The organism is Agromyces sp. NPDC057865 (assembly GCF_042796995.1).
Taxonomy (GTDB): domain Bacteria; phylum Actinomycetota; class Actinomycetes; order Actinomycetales; family Microbacteriaceae; genus Agromyces.
This window is the reverse complement of the sequence record NZ_JBHVMJ010000004.1, coordinates 18,861-36,366: the sequence shown is the minus strand read 5'-3', so window position 1 is coordinate 36,366 and position 17,506 is coordinate 18,861. Positions and strand designations below refer to the sequence as shown.

Annotated in this window: 19 protein-coding genes; 14 read left to right on the top strand and 5 right to left on the bottom strand. The window is 72.8% G+C overall.

Features of this window, described 5'->3' with window-relative positions; translation table 11 throughout:
- The 8 genes from ACFVN5_RS17925 to ACFVN5_RS17890 all read left to right on the top strand — a co-directional run bounded on the left by ACFVN5_RS17925 (position 1) and on the right by ACFVN5_RS17890 (position 9,835).
- On the top strand, positions 1-1,692 hold the full coding sequence (locus ACFVN5_RS17925) for a cytochrome b/b6 domain-containing protein (RefSeq protein ID WP_376956911.1): 1,692 nt from the start codon (positions 1-3) through the stop codon (positions 1,690-1,692).
- A gap of 94 nt (positions 1,693-1,786) precedes the next feature.
- Positions 1,787-3,871, top strand: coding sequence for an acetyl/propionyl/methylcrotonyl-CoA carboxylase subunit alpha (locus ACFVN5_RS17920; RefSeq protein WP_376956909.1), 2,085 nt, complete (start codon positions 1,787-1,789; stop codon positions 3,869-3,871).
- An 8-nt stretch (positions 3,872-3,879) separates the two neighbouring features.
- Complete coding sequence (locus tag ACFVN5_RS17915; protein ID WP_376956907.1) at positions 3,880-5,043, top strand: acyl-CoA dehydrogenase family protein; 1,164 nt, start codon at positions 3,880-3,882, stop codon at positions 5,041-5,043.
- Between the two features lie 33 nt (positions 5,044-5,076).
- Complete coding sequence (locus ACFVN5_RS17910) at positions 5,077-5,613, top strand: MaoC family dehydratase (protein WP_376956905.1); 537 nt, start codon at positions 5,077-5,079, stop codon at positions 5,611-5,613.
- On the top strand, positions 5,610-6,425 hold the full coding sequence (locus ACFVN5_RS17905; protein ID WP_376956903.1) for an HpcH/HpaI aldolase/citrate lyase family protein: 816 nt from the start codon (positions 5,610-5,612) through the stop codon (positions 6,423-6,425). The genes ACFVN5_RS17910 and ACFVN5_RS17905 overlap by 4 nt, the downstream gene beginning before the upstream one ends.
- A gap of 186 nt (positions 6,426-6,611) precedes the next feature.
- Complete coding sequence (locus tag ACFVN5_RS17900) at positions 6,612-7,709, top strand: aldo/keto reductase (protein WP_376956901.1); 1,098 nt, start codon at positions 6,612-6,614, stop codon at positions 7,707-7,709.
- Between the two features lie 82 nt (positions 7,710-7,791).
- Entirely contained in the window at positions 7,792-9,177 is a 1,386-nt protein-coding gene (locus ACFVN5_RS17895) for a M16 family metallopeptidase (RefSeq protein ID WP_376956899.1), read from the top strand.
- Between the two features lie 55 nt (positions 9,178-9,232).
- Positions 9,233-9,835 (top strand): histidine phosphatase family protein, encoded by a 603-nt coding sequence (locus ACFVN5_RS17890; RefSeq protein ID WP_376956898.1) that lies wholly within the window; start codon positions 9,233-9,235, stop codon positions 9,833-9,835.
- A gap of 39 nt (positions 9,836-9,874) precedes the next feature.
- Here the strand turns inward: ACFVN5_RS17890 and ACFVN5_RS17885 are convergent, their stop codons facing one another.
- Positions 9,875-10,354 carry a GNAT family N-acetyltransferase gene (locus tag ACFVN5_RS17885; RefSeq protein WP_376956896.1) on the bottom strand — a complete coding sequence of 160 codons (480 nt, stop codon included), beginning with the start codon at positions 10,352-10,354 and terminating at the stop codon, positions 9,875-9,877.
- Between the two features lie 58 nt (positions 10,355-10,412).
- Between ACFVN5_RS17885 and dapB the strand changes: the two genes are divergently transcribed.
- Entirely contained in the window at positions 10,413-11,162 is a 750-nt protein-coding gene (dapB, locus tag ACFVN5_RS17880; protein WP_376956894.1) for a 4-hydroxy-tetrahydrodipicolinate reductase, read from the top strand.
- Positions 11,159-11,599 (top strand): hypothetical protein, encoded by a 441-nt coding sequence (locus ACFVN5_RS17875; protein ID WP_376956893.1) that lies wholly within the window; start codon positions 11,159-11,161, stop codon positions 11,597-11,599. Before dapB ends, ACFVN5_RS17875 begins: the two co-directional genes overlap by 4 nt.
- Here ACFVN5_RS17875 and ACFVN5_RS17870 read toward each other — a convergent pair.
- Genes ACFVN5_RS17870 through ACFVN5_RS17855 form a run of 4 tightly spaced genes read right to left on the bottom strand, consistent with a single transcriptional unit; the run spans position 11,574 to position 13,880 of the window.
- Positions 11,574-12,476, bottom strand: coding sequence for a TIGR01777 family oxidoreductase (locus tag ACFVN5_RS17870; protein ID WP_376956891.1), 903 nt, complete (start codon positions 12,474-12,476; stop codon positions 11,574-11,576). The two genes, ACFVN5_RS17875 and ACFVN5_RS17870, sit on opposite strands and share 26 nt — an antisense overlap.
- A gap of 1 nt (position 12,477) precedes the next feature.
- Positions 12,478-12,900 carry an OsmC family peroxiredoxin gene (locus tag ACFVN5_RS17865; RefSeq protein ID WP_376956889.1) on the bottom strand — a complete coding sequence of 141 codons (423 nt, stop codon included), beginning with the start codon at positions 12,898-12,900 and terminating at the stop codon, positions 12,478-12,480.
- Positions 12,901-12,955: 55 nt separating this feature from the next.
- Positions 12,956-13,414, bottom strand: a complete 459-nt coding sequence (locus ACFVN5_RS17860) for a DUF4395 domain-containing protein (RefSeq protein WP_376956888.1) — start codon at positions 13,412-13,414, stop codon at positions 12,956-12,958.
- On the bottom strand, positions 13,401-13,880 hold the full coding sequence (locus tag ACFVN5_RS17855; protein WP_376956886.1) for a TlpA family protein disulfide reductase: 480 nt from the start codon (positions 13,878-13,880) through the stop codon (positions 13,401-13,403). Before ACFVN5_RS17855 ends, ACFVN5_RS17860 begins: the two co-directional genes overlap by 14 nt.
- An 80-nt stretch (positions 13,881-13,960) precedes the next feature.
- Between ACFVN5_RS17855 and ACFVN5_RS17850 the strand changes: the two genes are divergently transcribed.
- The 4 genes from ACFVN5_RS17850 to dapA all read left to right on the top strand — a co-directional run bounded on the left by ACFVN5_RS17850 (position 13,961) and on the right by dapA (position 17,506).
- Positions 13,961-14,770, top strand: coding sequence for a thymidylate synthase (locus tag ACFVN5_RS17850; RefSeq protein WP_376956884.1), 810 nt, complete (start codon positions 13,961-13,963; stop codon positions 14,768-14,770).
- Positions 14,767-15,345 (top strand): dihydrofolate reductase, encoded by a 579-nt coding sequence (locus tag ACFVN5_RS17845; RefSeq protein ID WP_376956882.1) that lies wholly within the window; start codon positions 14,767-14,769, stop codon positions 15,343-15,345. Before ACFVN5_RS17850 ends, ACFVN5_RS17845 begins: the two co-directional genes overlap by 4 nt.
- A gap of 270 nt (positions 15,346-15,615) precedes the next feature.
- Positions 15,616-16,521, top strand: a complete 906-nt coding sequence (locus tag ACFVN5_RS17840; protein WP_376956880.1) for a type IV toxin-antitoxin system AbiEi family antitoxin domain-containing protein — start codon at positions 15,616-15,618, stop codon at positions 16,519-16,521.
- A gap of 10 nt (positions 16,522-16,531) precedes the next feature.
- Positions 16,532-17,506 (top strand): 4-hydroxy-tetrahydrodipicolinate synthase, encoded by a 975-nt coding sequence (gene dapA / locus ACFVN5_RS17835; protein ID WP_376956878.1) that lies wholly within the window; start codon positions 16,532-16,534, stop codon positions 17,504-17,506.

Sequence of the window (17,506 nt, the reverse complement as noted above, 5' to 3'; positions counted from 1 at the left end):
GTGACCGCGGTGCGGAACCTGCGCAGGGGACTGCCTCGGCAGCGCGGCGGTGAGCCCTGGCCGCCGGGCGGCGAAGCCTCGGTCGGTCTCGTCGGTGCGCCGGTCGAGGCCTCCGCGGCTCCGGCGGCCGCCACGGTGGTCATCGCCGCGGAACCCGTTGCGACGACGCCTGCGCCGCCTGTCGCGTCCACGCCCGCAGCTCCGGTCGTCGCAGCCACGGGGGCGTCGGGTCGTCGGCTGCGAAGCGGGCTCCCGCGCGTGCCCGGCGGTGCGTCGTGGCCGGTGACCGGCGAGGCGATCGTCGCTGCGAAGGCCGTGGTGGCGGATGCCGCGGTGACGGATGCCGCGCCGACGCCGGCGCCCGCCGTCACCGCGGAGCCCATCGCCGAGTTGGCCGTTCCCGCGGCACCTGCCGCGCAGCCCGCTCCGGTCGCCGCTGCCGCAGCAGCCTCGGCGGCCGCGACGGCCACCGGACTTCGCCGCGGGCTCCCGAGGGTCGCCGGGGGAGACCCGTGGCCGCCCGCGTCCGTCGTCGCACCGATCGCCGAGGCCATGCCGGTGGTGCCGGCCTCGGAATCGCAGCCGTCAGCAGCGCCCGCCGAGCCCGCGCCCGCGGCGTCAGTGGCGGCATCCGCACCGCCCAGGGAAGCGGAGGTGGCGCCGCCCGCCGTGCCCGCCCCCACGGCCCCGGCTCCCGCGGCATCCGTGGCGACCGCGCCCGCGGCGCCCCCGCAGTCAGCCGAGTCGGCCGCGACGCCCGCACCCGCGGCCTCCGCCGGCCCGAAGCGATACGGCCGCCTCACCATGAAGCAGTGGGTCGGGGCCTCCGTCGTCGGCATCCTCGCGATCATCGGCGCCGCGACGATCGTCGTGCAGCTCACCCGTTGGTTCATCGGGCTCGAGTTCATGCAGGACTTCCTCGCGACCTACCCCGGCGAGACGCCGCTCCCCGAGGGCGCGCCGGTGGGACTGCCGGCGTGGCTCGGCTGGCAGCACTTCTTCAACGTGTTCCTGATCGTGCTCATCATCCGTTCGGGGCTGCAGGTGCGCACCGAGCGCCGGCCCCCGGCCTATTGGACGCCCAGGTGGGCCAAGGGCGGGCAGGGCAGGATCAGCCTCAACCTGTGGTTCCACCAGTCGCTCGACATCCTGTGGCTGGTGAACGGACTCGTCTTCGTGGTGCTGCTGTTCGCGACCGGACAGTGGATGCGCGTCGTGCCGACGAGCTGGGAGGTCGTGCCGAATGCGATCTCGGCCGGCCTGCAGTACCTGTCGCTCGACTGGCCGCTCGAGAACGGGTGGGTCAACTACAACAGCCTCCAGGTGCTCGCGTACTTCGTGACGATCTTCGTCGCGGCGCCGCTCGCGGCGATCACCGGCGTGCGCATGTCGGGCCTGTGGCCGAAGAACGCGACGACGCTCAACCGCGTGTATCCCGTCGAGTGGGCACGGGCCGTGCACTTCCCGGTGATGCTCTACTTCGTCGCGTTCATCGTGGTGCACGTCACGCTCGTCTTCCTGACCGGGGCGCTGCGCAACCTCAACCACATGTACGCGGCGAGCGACGCCGACGGCTGGCTCGGCTTCTGGATCTTCGTCGCCTCGCTCGTGGTGATCGCCGCGGCGTGGGTCGCCGCTCGGCCGTCGCTGCTCGCGCCGATCGCGGGGCTGTTCGGCAAGGTCGGCCGCTAGTCCTCTTGTCATTTCAGTTAGCGACCGCTAACATCGAATCCAGTTAGTGCGCGCTAACTGGATGGCGCGCGGACGACGTCGCAGAGAGGCGCGGATGGTCACGCTCACGAGCCCGCCCGATCGGGCATCGGAACCGACGCCGCAGGCCGCGCCGAACGCCGGCTCGCGACCCTTCGACCGGGTGCTCGTCGCCAACCGCGGCGAGATCGCCGTGCGGGTCATCGGCACGCTGCGCCGCCTCGGGATCCGCTCGATCGCCGTCTACTCCGACGCCGACGCCCATGCACCGCACGTCCGTCTCGCCGACGAGGCCGTGCGCATCGGGCCGGCCCCCGCGGCCGAGAGCTACCTCGACCCCGAGCGCATCGTCGCCGCGGCGCTCGCGACCGGCGCCCAGGCGATCCACCCGGGTTACGGCTTCCTCTCCGAGCACGCCGGGTTCGCCGAGGCGTGCCGCGACGCGGGCCTGGTGTTCGTCGGTCCGGGCGTCGAGGCGCTCGAGGTGATGGGCGACAAGATCCGCGCGAAGCGGCACGTCGAGGCATCCGGCGTGCCGACCGTGCCCGGCATCGCCGACCCCACCCTCGACGACGCGGCGCTCATCGCCGCCTCGGGGTCCGTCGGATTCCCGCTGCTCGTGAAGCCCTCGGCCGGCGGTGGCGGCAAGGGCATGCAGGTCGCGCGCGACGCCGAGGAGCTGGCCGCCGCGCTGCCCGCGGCCCGCCGAATCGCCCTCGCCGCATTCGGCGACGACACGATGCTCATCGAGCGGCTCATCGAGCGCCCGCGGCACATCGAGGTGCAGGTGCTGGCCGACGCCCACGGCACCGTCATCCACCTGGGCGAGCGCGAGTGCTCGCTGCAGCGCCGCCACCAGAAGGTCATCGAGGAGGCGCCCTCGCCGCTGCTCGATCCCGAGACCCGGTCGCGCATCGGACAGGCGGCGTGCGACGCGGCGCGCAGCGTCGACTACCTCGGTGCGGGCACGGTCGAGTTCCTGGTATCGGATGCCGCGTCCGACGAGTTCTTCTTCATCGAGATGAACACCCGGCTCCAGGTCGAGCACCCCGTGACGGAGCTCGTCACGGGCATCGACCTCGTCGAGCAGCAGCTGCGGATCGCCGCCGGCGAGCCGCTCGCCGTCGCGCAGCAGGACGTCGAGCTGCACGGGCACGCGATCGAGGCCCGCGTCTACGCCGAGACGCCGCACCGCGGCTTCCTCCCGTCGACCGGAGAGGTGCTCGCCTGGCGCGCGCCGGTCGGCGAGGGCGTGCGCGTCGACGCGGGCATCGACGAGGGCCTCGAGATCACCGCCCACTACGACCCGATGATCGCCAAGGTGATCGCGTACGGTTCCGATCGCGCGCAGGCCATCGGCCGGCTCGACCGCGCGCTCGCCGACTCCGTCGTGCTCGGCGTCGACACGAACATCGCCTTCCTCCGCCGCCTGCTCGCCGATCCCGCGGTGCAGGCCGGCGACCTCGACACCGGACTCATCGATCGGATGCCCGAGGCCGACGCGACCGACCTGTCGCCGTCGCTCGTCGAGGCGGCCGCGCACCGATTCGCGAGCGACGACGTCGCAGGCCGGCTCGGGTCGATCGCGGCAGGACCGCGGACCTGGCAGTCGGCCGCGGGCTGGCGTCCGGGCACCGCGCGCCCGCTCGAGGTGCTGCTCGCGCCGCGCGATCATCCGCACGACGTGCGCGCGGTCGCGGCCGAACCCGACGGCGCCGCGGCATCCGCTTCGGCCGACGAGGTCGTCCGGATCGGCGACGACGGAGCGGTCTGGGTCCACCGCGACGGCGAGTCCGTCGCCTTCGTGCGCGTGAACCGTCGCACGCGCGCCGAGCAACGACGCGCCGCGGCAGAGCGCGGCGGACTCGCCGCGGAGCCCGAGCTGCGCGCCCCCATGCCGGGCACCGTCACCGCGGTGTTCGCCGCAGACGGCGACCGCGTCGAGGAGGGCGACGCCATCGTCGCCATCGAGGCGATGAAGATGGAGCACCGCGTCGTCGCCGCCTTCGACGGCACCGTGCGGCTCGGCGTCGCCGTGGGCGACCTCGTGAGCCGCGACCAGGCGGTCGCCCGCATCGAGCCGCACCCCGAGGCATCCGAACCCCAATCGACCGACGGCCCTCACGAGGGCGCCGTGGCGAACGCATCCGACCAGGAATGAGGAGCACCATGCACGACCTGACCGACGAGGAACAGCAGCTGTACGACATGGTCTGCGAGTTCGCCGACACCGTCGTCGCCCGGCAGGCCTACGAGGCCGACCGCACGCACGAGCTGTCGATGGACGTCGTCGCGCAGATGGGCGAGCTCGGGCTCTTCGGCCTGCCGTTCCCCGAGGAGTTCGGCGGCCAGGGCGGCGACTACATGGCGCTGTGCCTCGCGATCGAGGCGCTCGCCCGCGTCGACCAGTCGATCGCGATCACCCTCGAGGCCGGCGTCGGCCTGGGTGCCATGCCGATCTACCGTCACGGCACCGACGAGCAGAAGGCCGAGTTCCTGCCCGACCTCGTGGCGGGCCGCGCCCTGGCGGGCTTCGGCCTCACCGAGCCCGAGGCCGGATCCGACGCCGGAGCCACCCGGACGACGGCCGTGCTCGACGGCGACGAGTGGGTCATCAACGGCTCGAAGCAGTTCATCACCAACTCGGGCACGCCCATCACCCGATTCGTCACCGTCACCGCGGTGACCGGGGAGCGCACGCGCCCCGACGGCTCCGTCTCGAAGGAGCTCTCGACGATCATCGTGCCGAACGACACGCCCGGCTTCACGGTCGGGCCGGGTTACGACAAGTCCGGCTGGCGCGCCTCCGACACCCACCCGCTGACGTTCGACGACGTCCGGGTGCCGGCCGCCAACCTGCTCGGCGAGCGTGGCCGCGGATTCGCCAACTTCCTCCAGGCGCTCGACGAGGGACGCATCGCGATCGCCGCACTCGCGACGGGTGCGGCCCAGGGATGCCTCGACGAGGCCCTCGCCTACGCGAAGACGCGCAACGTCTTCGGCGTGCCGATCGCGAGCCACCAGTACATCGCGTTCACCATCGCCGGGATGCAGGCCCGCGTGCACACCGCTCGCCTCGCCTGGCACGACGCGGCGCGGCGCGCCGACGCCGGCCTCCCGTTCAAGAAGGAGGCCGCGATCGCGAAGCTCGTCTCGAGCGACGCCGCCATGCTGAACGCCCGCGACGCGACCCAGATCTTCGGCGGCATGGGCTTCATGAACGAGACGACCGTGGCCCGGCACTACCGTGACTCGAAGATCCTCGAGATCGGCGAAGGCACGAACGAGGTGCAGCTCATGGTCATCGCCCGCGAGCTCGGGCTGGCCGGCTAGGGCGGCTCGGCCGCCGGGAAGGAGGGGAGCGTCATGACGGATGCCCCGATGCGCGAGGTCGTGCAGCGCGGACTCTGGTTCGAGGAGTTCGAGGAGGGCGTGCGCTACCTGCACCGCCCCGGCCGCACGGTGACGGAGGCGGACAACGTCCTCTTCACGACGCTGACCATGAACCCGCAGCCGCTGCACCTCGACGCGGCCTGGTCGACGCGCCAGCCGTTCGGCAGGATCCTCGTGAACTCGCTCTTCACGCTGTCGACGCTCGTCGGGCAGTCCGTGGGGCAGCTCACGCAGGGCACGCTCGTCGCGAACCTCGGGTTCGGGGCGGTCGCGTTCCCGAACCCGGTGTTCGTGGGCGACACGCTCTACGGCGAGAGCGTCGTCGAGTCGAAGCGCCTGTCGTCGTCGCGACCCGGCGAGGGCATCGTCGTGCTCGGGCACACCGCGCGCAACCAGGACGGCGTGGTCGTCGCCACGGCGTCGCGCACCATGCTCGTGTGGACGCGCGAGGCGGGGGAGCGCGCCGCCGCGGCATCCACGACCGATGCGGCATCCGGGAGCGACGGATGACGCATCCGCCGTTCCGCTTCGGCCCGGCCCTGCTGTTCTGCCCGGCCGACCGTCCCGACCGCTACGCGAAGGCGCTCGAGCGGGCCGACGCGGTGATCCTCGACCTCGAGGACGCCGTCGCCGACGCCGACAAGCGCGACGCGCGCATCGCGCTCGTCGAGTCGGACCTCGACCCCGAGCGCGTCATCGTGCGCGTGAACCCGGCCGGGAGCCCGTACTTCGTCGACGACCTCGCGGCGCTCGCCGGCACCGCGTACCGCACCGTCATGCTCGCGAAGTGCGAGGGCACCGCCGACCTCGTCGACCTCGAGGAGTACGAGGTCGTCGCACTCTGCGAGACCGCGCGCGGCGTGCTCGCCGCCGCCGAAGTCGCCGCGCTCCCGAACGTCTCCGCGCTCATGTGGGGCGCCGAGGACCTCGTCGCGTCGCTGGGCGGCTCCTCGAGCCGGCACGCCGACGGCCGGTACCGCGACGTTGCGACGCACGCCCGGTCCCAGGTGCTGCTCGCGGCGGGCGCGCACGACGTCGCCGCGATCGACACGGTGCACCTCGAGATCGCCGACGTCGACGGCCTGCGCGCCGAGGCGACGGATGCCGCGGCGGTCGGGTTCGCGGCCACGGCGTGCATCCACCCGTCGCAGGTCGACGTCGTGCGCGAAGCCTATCGACCCGATCCCGAACGGCTGGAGTGGGCGCGCGCCGTGCTCGCGGCCGCCGCCGACGAGCCCGGCGTGTTCGCCTTCCGCGGCGCGATGGTCGACGCGCCGCTGCTCCAGCAGGCGGAGGCCGTCGTGCGTCGCGACCGGGACTGAATCGTCTGAGGACGTCGTTCGCCCCCCGATGGGGGCACATATCACGTGCTCGGTCCTCGATTCGGGGGACACGCCGTACCGCCACCGCAAACGATTCGGTAACGGTTCACCGAATTTCGCGGGTTCGCCGGGGGACAGGTACCCCGAGGACGTATCCTCGGAGTCAATCCTGGGGAGGAGGAGCGCGTGGCACGACGGCATAGCTACCGCGCCCACGAGGCGAGCGTCGCGGGGGCGACGCTGGTCGAGGACGGCATCACGACCGCGGTCGACGACGCGGCGAGCGTCACGGCGTCCGCTGCGGCGACCTCGGCGCTGCGGGTCGAGACGGTCGAGACGAACACCATGTCGGGACCGATCATGGTCCCCGTGCGGCGCCCGCTCGGCGACACCGGCATTTCGACGCATCCGCTCGCGCTCGGCGGCAGCACATTCGGCTGGACGCTCGGCCGCGACGAGGCGTACGACGTGCTCGACCGGTTCGCCGGCATCGGCGGCGACCTGATCGACACGGCCGACAGTTACGCCGCGGGTCGCAGCGAGTGCATCCTCGGCTCGTGGATGCGCACGCGGAACACGCGCGACCGCATGCGGATCATGACCAAGATCGGTCGCCACCCCGACCACCGGGGCCTCGCGCCGGTCGACATCCGCGCCGCCGTCGAGGACTCGCTCCAGCGACTGGGCACGGATCGCATCGACGTGCTGTTCTTCCACGGCGACGACCCCGAGGTGCCGCTCGAGGAGAGCCTCGGCGAGGTCGACGCGCTCATCACGGCGGGCAAGGTGCTCACGATCGGCGCGGCCGACTTCTCGCCCGAGCGCCTCATCGAGGCGCGCGTGCTGGCCGCGAACGGCCTGCCGCGGTTCGAGCTGCTGACGACGCGCTACAATCTCATGGAGCGCAAGCCGTTCGAGGGCGCGACCGAGCTCGTCGCGCACGCGCAGGGGCTCGCGGTGCTGCCGTACTTCGCGCTCGCCAACGGCTTCCTCGGGGGCCAGGTGCGTCGTCGCTCCGACGTCCGACACGACGCCCGCGGCCACCGGGTGGCCAAGCACCTCGGCCGTCGCGGCCACCGGGTGATGTCCGCCGTCGACGAGATCGCCTTCGCGCACGGCGTGCAGCCCGCGTCGATCGCGCTGGCCTGGCTCCTCGCCAAGCCCACGGTCGTCGCGCCGGTGGCGAGCGCCACGCGATCCGACCAGGTCGAGGCGCTCATCGCCGCGGCATCCGTGGAGCTGCACCGCTCGGAGCTCGTCGAGCTCGACCGCGCGTCCGCCTGAGCCGAGGCCGCCGACGCGCGGCGAGCCGCGCCGACAGGTCTCGTCCTGCCCATCGGGGACGTCGTGGCATAGGCTGTTCGGGATGAACGGCGCCGTCGACCTCCCACTCGGCCAGGCCGAACTCTCGTTCACGGCAGCAGGCGACGCGCGAGTTCGGCGCAGCGTGCTCCCGTCGGGCGTCCGGGTCCTCTCCGAGCAGGTGCCGGGCAGCCGCAGCGTCACGGTCGGCTTCTGGGTCGCCGTGGGCTCGCGCGACGAGCAGCACGCGGATGCCGCGCACCCGGCGACGTACGGCTCGACGCACTTCCTCGAGCACCTGCTCTTCAAGGGCACCACGAGCCGCACCGCCCTCGACATCGCGATCTCGTTCGACGCGGTCGGCGGCGAGCACAACGCGCTCACCGCCAAGGAGTACACCTGCTACTACGCCAAGGTGCAGGATCGCGACCTGCCGATGGCCGTCGAGGTGCTCGCCGACATGTTCACGTCGTCGCTGCTCGACCCGGTCGAGTTCGACAACGAGCGCGGCGTGATCCTCGAGGAGCTCTCGATGGCCGGCGACGACCCAGCCGACGTCGCGAACGAGCGGTTCTTCGAGGCCGTGCTGGGGCAGCATCCGCTCGGCCGCCCGATCGGCGGTGACCCGACGACCATCCGCGCCGCGACCCGCGACGCCGTGTGGGACCACTACCGCGCCAACTACCGGCCGCAGGACCTGGTGGTCACGGTCGCCGGCGCGGTCGACCACGACACCCTCGTCGCCGACCTCACGGCGGCGCTCACCCGCCACGGCTGGGAGCTCGGCACCGAGGCCGCGCCCGTCGACCGCCGCAGCGAGGCGCCCGCGACGCTCGCGACCGGCACACCGCTGACGGTCGTCGAGCGGCCCATCGAGCAGGTCAACCTGCTGCTCGGGGTGCCCGGCATCGTCGCGACCGACGAGCGCCGCTCGACCATGAGCATGCTCAATGCGATCTTCGGCTCTGGCATGTCGTCGCGGCTGTTCCAGCAGGTGCGCGAGCGGCGCGGGCTCGCCTACGCGGTGTACTCGTTCGCGCCCGCCTACTCCGACGCCGGGCTGTTCGGCATGTACGCCGGCTGCGCCCCTGCCAAGGCCGGCACGGTCGCCGCGCTCATGCGCACCGAGCTCGAGCGCGTCGCCGAGCACGGCGTCACCGCCGACGAGCTGCGTCGCGCCTCCGGCCAGCTCGCGGGCGCGTCGGCGCTCGCGCTCGAGGACTCCGACACCCGCATGTCCCGGCTCGGACGCGCCGAGCTCACGCTCGGCGAGTTCGCCGACCTCGACGAGGCCCTCCGCCGCATCTCGCTCGTCACCGTCGACGACGTGCAGGCGCTGGCGGCCGACCTCGCCTCCCGGCCGTTCTCGCTCGTCGCCGTCGGCGCGACCGACGAGGCGGCGCTCCACGGCGCGGTCGACGAGATCGCCGCCGGCACCGACGTCGCCTGACGCCGGATCCGACCGACGCCGACCAGGCTCCGACGCAGCACAGGAAAGCAGGACCGTGCCACACCACCTCTACCTCGTCCGCCACGGCGAGCAGCTCGACGCGGAGCACGGCATGCCCGACGGACCCCTCTCCCCGCGCGGGCGCCGCCAGGCGGAGCTGCTGGGCGAACGCCTCGGTGGCGTGCCGTTCGACCACGCGTGGCACTCGCCGCTGCAGCGCGCCGCCGAGACCGCCGCGATCATCGCCGCGAAGATGCCGGCCCTCGAGCCCGAGCCCTCGGCGCTGCTGTTCGACTGCATCCCGTCGGGTCCGGCGCCCGAGACGCCGAAGGTCTACGAGGGGTTCTTCGGGTCGGTCACCGAGGCCCAGATCGAGGCCGGCAGCGCCCAGATGGCGGATGCCGCGGCGGAGTTCCTGCGGTCGCACCGCGAGGACCGGCACGACCTCCTCATCACCCACAACTTCGTGATCGCCTGGCTCGTGCGCGAGGCGCTCGGGGCGCCCGACTGGCGCTGGCTCTCGATCAACCAGGCGAACTGCGGGCTCACGGTGCTCACGCAGAAGAGCGGGCGGCCGTGGAGCCTCATGGTGCACAACGACCTGGCGCACCTGCCGCCCGAGCTGCGCACCGGGCTGCCCGAGCAGTACGCCCTGTAGCGCGGGCCCGGCCCCGACCCCCGCGGCCTCGCGACCCGCTCAGCCGACCCGCTTGCCGTACCAGTGCGTGGCGTTCGGGTTCGCGTTGTACGGCTCGACCTCGACGTAGCCGCTCGAGCGATAGAGCCCGCCCGCGGCCTCGAGGCTCGCATTCGTGTCGAGCACGAGCTCCTGCGCGCCGAACCCGATCGCGCGACGCTCGAGCTCATGGAGGAGCTGTCGCCCCGCGCCCTTGCCTCGAGCGTTCGGCGCGAGCCACAGGTGCTTCACCTCGAAGCGCACCTCGTAGGTCTCGGGTCGGCGCTGGATACGGCGCACGCCGCCGCAGCCGATGACCTCGCCGGCATCGTCCTCGACGACGAGGAACACGCCCGCCGGCCGCGTGAACTGCTCGGACGTGGGATACGTGGGACGGTACTCGCCCTGCTCCGCCGGGAATCCGGCCGCACGCTCGGCGAAGTACGCATCGAGCAGGACGAGCGCCTCGGCGCTCGTGACGTCGACTTCTCGGAACCGCATGGCCCCAGCCTAGGGCGGGCGGACGGGCCATCCGACCGCCCTTGCTAGGGTGAAGCACGTGACGATACGGGTCGCCGTGGCCGGAGCCACGGGCAAGATGGGACGCTTGGCGATCGACCTCATCGAGGCATCCGACGACCTCGAACTGCACGCGGCACTCGACTCGAGCTCGGAGCTCGACGAGATGCTCGGCGCCGACGTCGCCCTCGATGTCACGCACCCCGCGGCCAGCGCGGGCGTCGTGGAGTTCGCGACGGGCGCCGGCATCCCGATCGTCGTGGGCACGTCCGGGTGGTCGCACGACCGCATCGCCGAGATCGCGCAGTTCGTGCGCGGGCACGACGACGCGGGCGCCGTGCTGTTCATCCCGAACTTCTCGATCGGCAGCGTGCTCGGCACCGCCTTCGCGGCGCTCGCGGCGCGCTTCTTCGACTCGATCGAGATCGTCGAGGCGCACCACGCGGGCAAGGTCGACTCCCCGTCGGGCACCGCGGTGCGCACGGCCGAGCTCATCGGCGAGGCCCGCGCCGCGATCGGCCCCGTGTCCGCGCCGCACGCCGACCAGCGCGCCCGCGGCCAGCTCGTCTCGGGCGTGCCCGTGCACAGCCTCCGCCTCAACGGACTGCTCGCCGAGCAGCGCGTGGTGCTCGGCGGCGACGGGGAGACGCTCACGATCGCGCACTCGACCGTGTCGTCGTCGGCGTACGAGCAGGGCATCCTCCTCGCACTGCGACGCGCGCCGTCGGCCACGGGGGTCACCGTCGGCCTCGACGCGCTGCTCGACCTCGGGCTCCCGGGCGCCCCGTGACGACGCGTGCGGGCGCCATCCTCATGGGGGTGCTGCTCGCGATCTACCTCGTGCTCGTCGGCTGGCGGGCGGTGCAGTTCGTCGCCACGGGGGAACCGGTCGCGGTCGGCATCGGCATCGCGCTCATCGTGCTGCCGGTCATCGCGGCGTGGGCGCTGTGGCGCGAGATCGCGTTCGGCGTGCGCTCGCAGGCGCTCATGCGCCGCCTGGAGGCCGAGGACGGGCTCGACCTCGGCATCCCGACCACCCCGAGCGGCCGGGCAGAGCGCGCCGGTGCGGATGCCGCGTTCCCCGCATTCCGCGAGGCGGCCGAGGCCGAGCCCGATTCCTGGCGGGCGTGGCTGCGGCTCGGCCTCGCCTACGACGCCGCGGGCGACCGTCGCCGGGCGCGAAGCGCCGTGCGGCGCGCGATCACGCTCGAGCGCTCGGAGCGCTGAGCATCGCGTCGAGCGCCGACTCGACGGTCACGTGCTCGAAGCGGAAGCCGTCGTCGATCAGGCGCTGCGGCCGCACCTTCTGGCTGGAGAGCAGCAGCTCGTCGGCGGCGCGGCCGAGCGCGAGCTCGAGCATGCGCTCGGGCACGGTGAACGTGTAGGGGCGGTGCATCCGCTCGGCCATCGCGGTCATCACGCGATCGGCCGTCGCCGGCGTCGGGCCGGAGAGGTTCACGGCCCCCGAGACGTGCGACGTGAGCAGGTGCGCGATGCCGGCGACCTCGTCGTGCAGCGAGATCCACGGCCAGTGCTGGCCGCCCGTGCCGAGCCGGCCCGACAGGCCGAGCCGGGTGATGGTGCCGACCCGCTGCATGGCGCCGCCGTGGCCGATCACGATGCCCGTGCGGAACACGACCGTGCGCGTCTCGTCGGGTGCGAGCGTGGCGGCGCCCTCCCAGCGCTGCACGACCTCGGCGAGGAAGCCCGAGCCCGCGCTGGAGAACTCCGTGAGCAGCTCGCCGGGACGGTCGCCGTAGTACCCGACGGCGGACGCGCTGAGGAACACCGCGGGGGGCTGTCGCGCCTTGCGCATCGCGTCGGCGAGCGTGCGCGTCGCGGTCACCCGGGAGTCGACGATCTCGCCGCGATAGCTCTTCGTCCACGGCAGCCGCGCGAGCGACGCGCCCGACAGGTTGACGACCGCGTCGACCCGGTCCATGACGGTGAAGTCGATGATGCCCGAGGCCGGCGACCAGGATGCCTCGTCGGGACCCTGCGCGCGACGCCGCACCAATCGCACGACCTCGTGGCCCTCGGCGGTGAGCCGCTCGATGAGGGCCGTTCCGATGAAACCGGAGGCGCCGGCGATGAGGATCCGCACGTCAGGCGAGCTCGGCTTCGATCGTGATCGGGATGGACAGCGCCTGCGAGATGGGGCAGTTCGCCTTGGCGTCGTCGGCGAAGCGCTCGAACTCCTCCTCGGTGATGCCGGGAACCCGGGCGCTCACGAGCAGGTGGCTGCCGAGCACGCCGCGCCCCGCCTCGAACGTCACGGCGGCCGTCGCCTGGATGCTGTCGGCCGGATGGCCGGCCTGCGCGAGCGCCAGGGAGAGCGCCATGCAGAAGCACGCCGAATGCGAAGCGGCGAGGAGTTCCTCGGGATTGGTGGTGTTCGCCACGCCTGCCGCCCGAGCGTCCCAGTTCACCCCGAAGGTCGCGAGCCCCGACGAGTCGAGCGACACGTCGCCGGACCCTTCGAAAAGCGTGCCCTTCCAGATGGTGGTCGCTTCAGACGTCAGTGCCATGTTGTCCTCCTCCTCGAGCCGGGATCCCAGCCTAGCCCGGGGGGCGCAGGCGTCGTCAGGTCCTGGGGATGACTCGGGCGCGCACCAGCAGCAGGTAGAGCTGGCAGCCGAGGCAGTAGCCGAACACGGCGTTGAGGAAGGCCGCGACGAACGCCAGCGACGCCGCGATCGGCACGGCGAGCGGCAGCCCGATCGCGCCGAGCAGCACGCCGACGACGGTCACCGCGAACCCGACGCCCTGGGCGAAGGTCGGCGGCCGCGGGTCCTCGAGCTCGTCGGGCGTCGAGAGGCGGGGCCGCACGAATCGCTTGAACAGCAGGCCGAACGGATGCCGCCGGACCCCGGCGAACGCGCCCCAGGCGAACAGGGCGGCGAGGGCCGCGAGCAGGAGCCACGCGGCCAGGTCGGCCCCGCCGAAGCCGAGTACGGCGACCACGAGGAGCAGCACGGCCGTGATGCCGGCGGTGAAGCGGGGACCGCGCGGATCGATGCCGGCGGGTTCAGGCTGGGACACGGGTCCTCCCGGTGAGTTCGTCGAGGCGGTCGCGCACCTCGTTCGAGCGCGGAACCCCGGCGATGCGTGCCGTGGTCGCGCCGCGCGCGTCGAGGATGAGCGTGGTGGGCGTCTGCAGCACGCGGAACCGGTCCGCGATGTCGGGGCGGTGCGTGAGGTCGACCTCGACGTGGCGCACCCCGGCGTAGTCGTGCGCGATCGATGCGAGCTCGCGGGCCGTGGCGGGGCAGCGGCTGCAGTAGGCGGTGGAGAACTGGACGAGCGTCGCCGAGTCGCCGAACGCCTCGGTCGCGACGCCCAGGTCGCGGCCCGCGTCGGCGGTCGTCGGGGCCGCGGCCTCGTCGCCGGTCCGGCCCGCGCTGCGGACGGTCCGGACGCGGCCGGTGCGCGACTTCCACGCGAGGCCGATCGCCGCGGCCGCCGCGGGCAGCGCGACGGCGGCGATGAGCGCGGCGGGCCAGTCCATGCGGGGATGCTACGCCGACGCGGCATCCGCCCGGCCCGGTATGACGGCGGATGACGCACGCCGGGGTTACCATCGACGCGATGGCCGCGACGATCCCCACGCCCTACGAAGACCTCCTCCGCGACGTGCTCGAGCACGGCACGCACAAGACGGACCGAACGGGCACCGGCACGCGCAGCGTGTTCGGCCGGCAGCTGCGGTTCGACCTCGCGCAGGGGTTCCCGCTCGTCACGACGAAGCGCGTCCACTTCAAGTCGATCGCGTACGAGCTGCTCTGGTTCCTGCGCGGCGAGTCCAACGTGCGGTGGCTGCAGGAGCACGGCGTCAGCATCTGGGACGAGTGGGCGGATGCCGCGGGCGAGCTCGGCCCCGTCTACGGCGTGCAGTGGCGCTCGTGGCCGACGCCGGGCGGCGACACCATCGACCAGATCTCCCAGGTCATCGAGCAGATCCGGGTGAACCCCGATTCGCGCCGGCTCATCGTCTCGGCCTGGAATCCGGCCGACATCCCCGACATGGCCCTCGCGCCGTGCCACGCGCTGTTCCAGTTCTACGTGGCCGACGGCCGCCTCTCGTGCCAGCTCTACCAGCGCAGCGCCGACCTCTTCCTGGGCGTGCCGTTCAACATCGCGTCCTACGCGCTGCTGACGCACATGGTGGCGCAGCAGACCGGCCTCGAGGTCGGCGACTTCGTCTGGACCGGCGGCGACTGCCACATCTACGACAACCACGTCGAGCAGGTCACCGAGCAGCTGTCCCGCGACCCGTACCCGGCGCCGACGCTCCGCTTCGCTCGCCGCCCCGACTCGATCTTCGACTACGAGTTCGACGACTTCGTCGTGGAGGGCTACGAGCACCACCCGGCGATCCGCGCGGCCGTCGCCGTATGACGGGCGGTGCGGATGCCGCGGGGGCAGTGCCCGTCGATGCCGGCCGGCCGCGCATCGGCCTGATCTGGGCCGAATCCGCGGGAATCATCGGCCGCGACGGCGGCATGCCGTGGCACGTCCCCGAGGACCTCGCCCACTTCAAGGAGGTCACGCTCGGCGCGCCCGTCGTGATGGGCCGCCGCACGTGGGAGTCCCTGCCGCCACGGTTCCGCCCACTGCCCGGGCGGGCCAACATCGTGGTGACCCGCAACGACGGCTGGGAAGCGGATGGCGCCATGCGCGCGGCATCCGTCGACGACGCCCTCGCACGCGCCGAGGCCGGCGACCCGCCCTGGATCTGGGTCATCGGCGGCGCCGACCTCTTCGGCCAGCTCATGCCGACGGCCGACCGCCTCGAGGTGACCGAGCTGCGCGCCCCAGGCGGCGGCGACGCGGTCGTGCCCGAGCCCGGCGACACCCCCGCACCGACGATCGACCCCGCCGGCTGGCACCTCGCCCACGTCGACCCGGCCACGGGTTGGCTGCCCTCCCGCTCGGGCCTCGAGTACCGCTTCCTGCGCTACCTCCGCGCCTGAGCCGTAATCGCGCCCTCCGGCCCTGTCTCGGGGCCGCTCGTCCCCGAGCGTGCCCGTGCCGCGCCCGCGCCCGTGCCCGCGCCCGCGTCAAACATGGCGGATATACGATCCGACCCGCCGCGCTGCCGCCCGATTCATCGGGGTGGCGGATCGTATATCCGCAGACCTTGACGGGCGACTCGTCCTCGACAGGCGCCCGCGGGTCGGCGGGCGTCGTACGTGCCTCGCGCCGGCGGCGCGGCCGAGGGCGGCGACCGGGACCATCGGGGCATGCGCAGCGAGAGGCCGGCGGGATCGGTCGCTGCGGTGTGCCGCGCGCTCGGCGGGGTCGCGCGGCGCGAGCAGCTCATACGCGCGGGCGTCGATGACCGGATGCTGCGGCACGCCGTCCGCGCGGGTGGGCTCGAGCGCGTACGACCCGGGACCTACGCGGATCCCGACCTCCCCGCGCCGGTCCGCATCGCCCTCCGACACGGAGGCGTCCTCGCGTGCGTCTCCGTCCTGAGGATGCGGGGGCTCTGGGCGATGCCGCTTGCGGAGATCGTGCACGTCTCGCTGCCGCCGAACGGCCACGCGCGACGGCATCCCGGCTGCGCCTGCGTCCAGCACTGGAACGCGCTCGAATGCACGACGACCGAAGTCTCGCTGGTGGATGCGCTCCTGCAGGTCCGCGGATGTCAGGGCGTGGACGCGTTCTTCGCCGCGCTCGAGTCGGCACTGCACCAGGGTGTCCTCACGCGACTGGATCGGGACGAGCTCCGCCGCCGGATCACGGACTCCGCACGATGGCTCGTGGACTTCGCTCGGCGTGACGCCGAGAGCGGTCTGGAGTCCCTGCTCCGGATCCGCCTGCACCGTCTCGGGATCCCGCTGCATACGCAGGTCCAGGTTCCGGGCGTCGGCCGCGTGGACTTCGTGCTCGGCGACCGGCTCATCCTCGAGGTCGACGGCCGGCAGAACCACGAGGAAGCGCCGAAGCGCCATCGCGATCTCGTGCGGGGTGCGGTCGCCGCCGCGCATGGATTCGACACGTTGCGATTCGACTACGCGCTCGTCGTCCACGACTGGCCGCTCGTCGAGGCGGCGATCCTCGCCAAGCTCGACCGCGGCCTGCATCTGACCGGGCGTGGTGCCCACGGCGTCGCGGGGCCGCGCGGCATCCGCTCGACCCGATAGCCTTGAGCACGTGACTCAGGACAACCCCTTCGGACAGGTGCTCGTCGCGCTCGTCACGCCGATGACGGCGGACGGCGAGGTCGATTGGCCCGGGGTCGAGAAGCACATCGACGACGTCATCACCGCGGGCGCCGACGGCATCGTGGTCACGGGCACGACGGGGGAGACGTCGACGCTCACCGACCCCGAGAAGATCCGCCTCGTCGAGGTCGGCAAGGACGTCGCGGCGGGGCGCGCGAAGATCATCACGGGCGGCGGCTCGAACGAGACCGCGCACGCGATCGAGCTCTACAAGCACAGCGAGCGGGTCGGCGCCGACGGCATCATGATCGTCACGCCGTACTACAACAAGCCCACGCAGGCGGGCATCCTCACGCACTTCCGGCTGGTGGCGGATGCCACGGACCTCCCGGTCATCCTCTACGACATCCCCGGGCGCACGGGCGTGCCCATCAAGTACGAGACGATCCTGCGGCTCGCGAAGCACCCGAACATCCTCGCCATCAAGGACGCCAAGGGCGACTTCAGCGAGGTCAGCCGCGTGCTCAACCAGACCGACCTCATGTACTTCTCGGGCGACGACGCGAACGTTCTGCCGCACCTCGCGATCGGCGCCACCGGGCTCATCGGCGTCACCGCGAACATCGCGCCGGCGCCCTACCGCACCATCGTGGACGCCGTGAACGCGGGCGACCTGACGACGGCCACGGCCGAGCACCAGCGGCTCGAACCGCTCGTGCGCGCGGTCATGACGCACGTGCCGGGCACGGTCGCGGCGAAGTACATCCTGCACGGGCTCGGCCGCATCGGCAGCCCGCGCGTGCGCCTGCCGCTCGTCGGCCCCGAGGAGTGGGAGGCCGCCCTCATCGAGGACGAGATCGACCTCGTCCAGGGCATCCCCGGCGCCGACTTCCACAACTTCCGCCCCGACCGCAACGCCGCCGCCGGCGGCGCGCTGCCGAAGGTCGCGGGCACGACGCGCTGA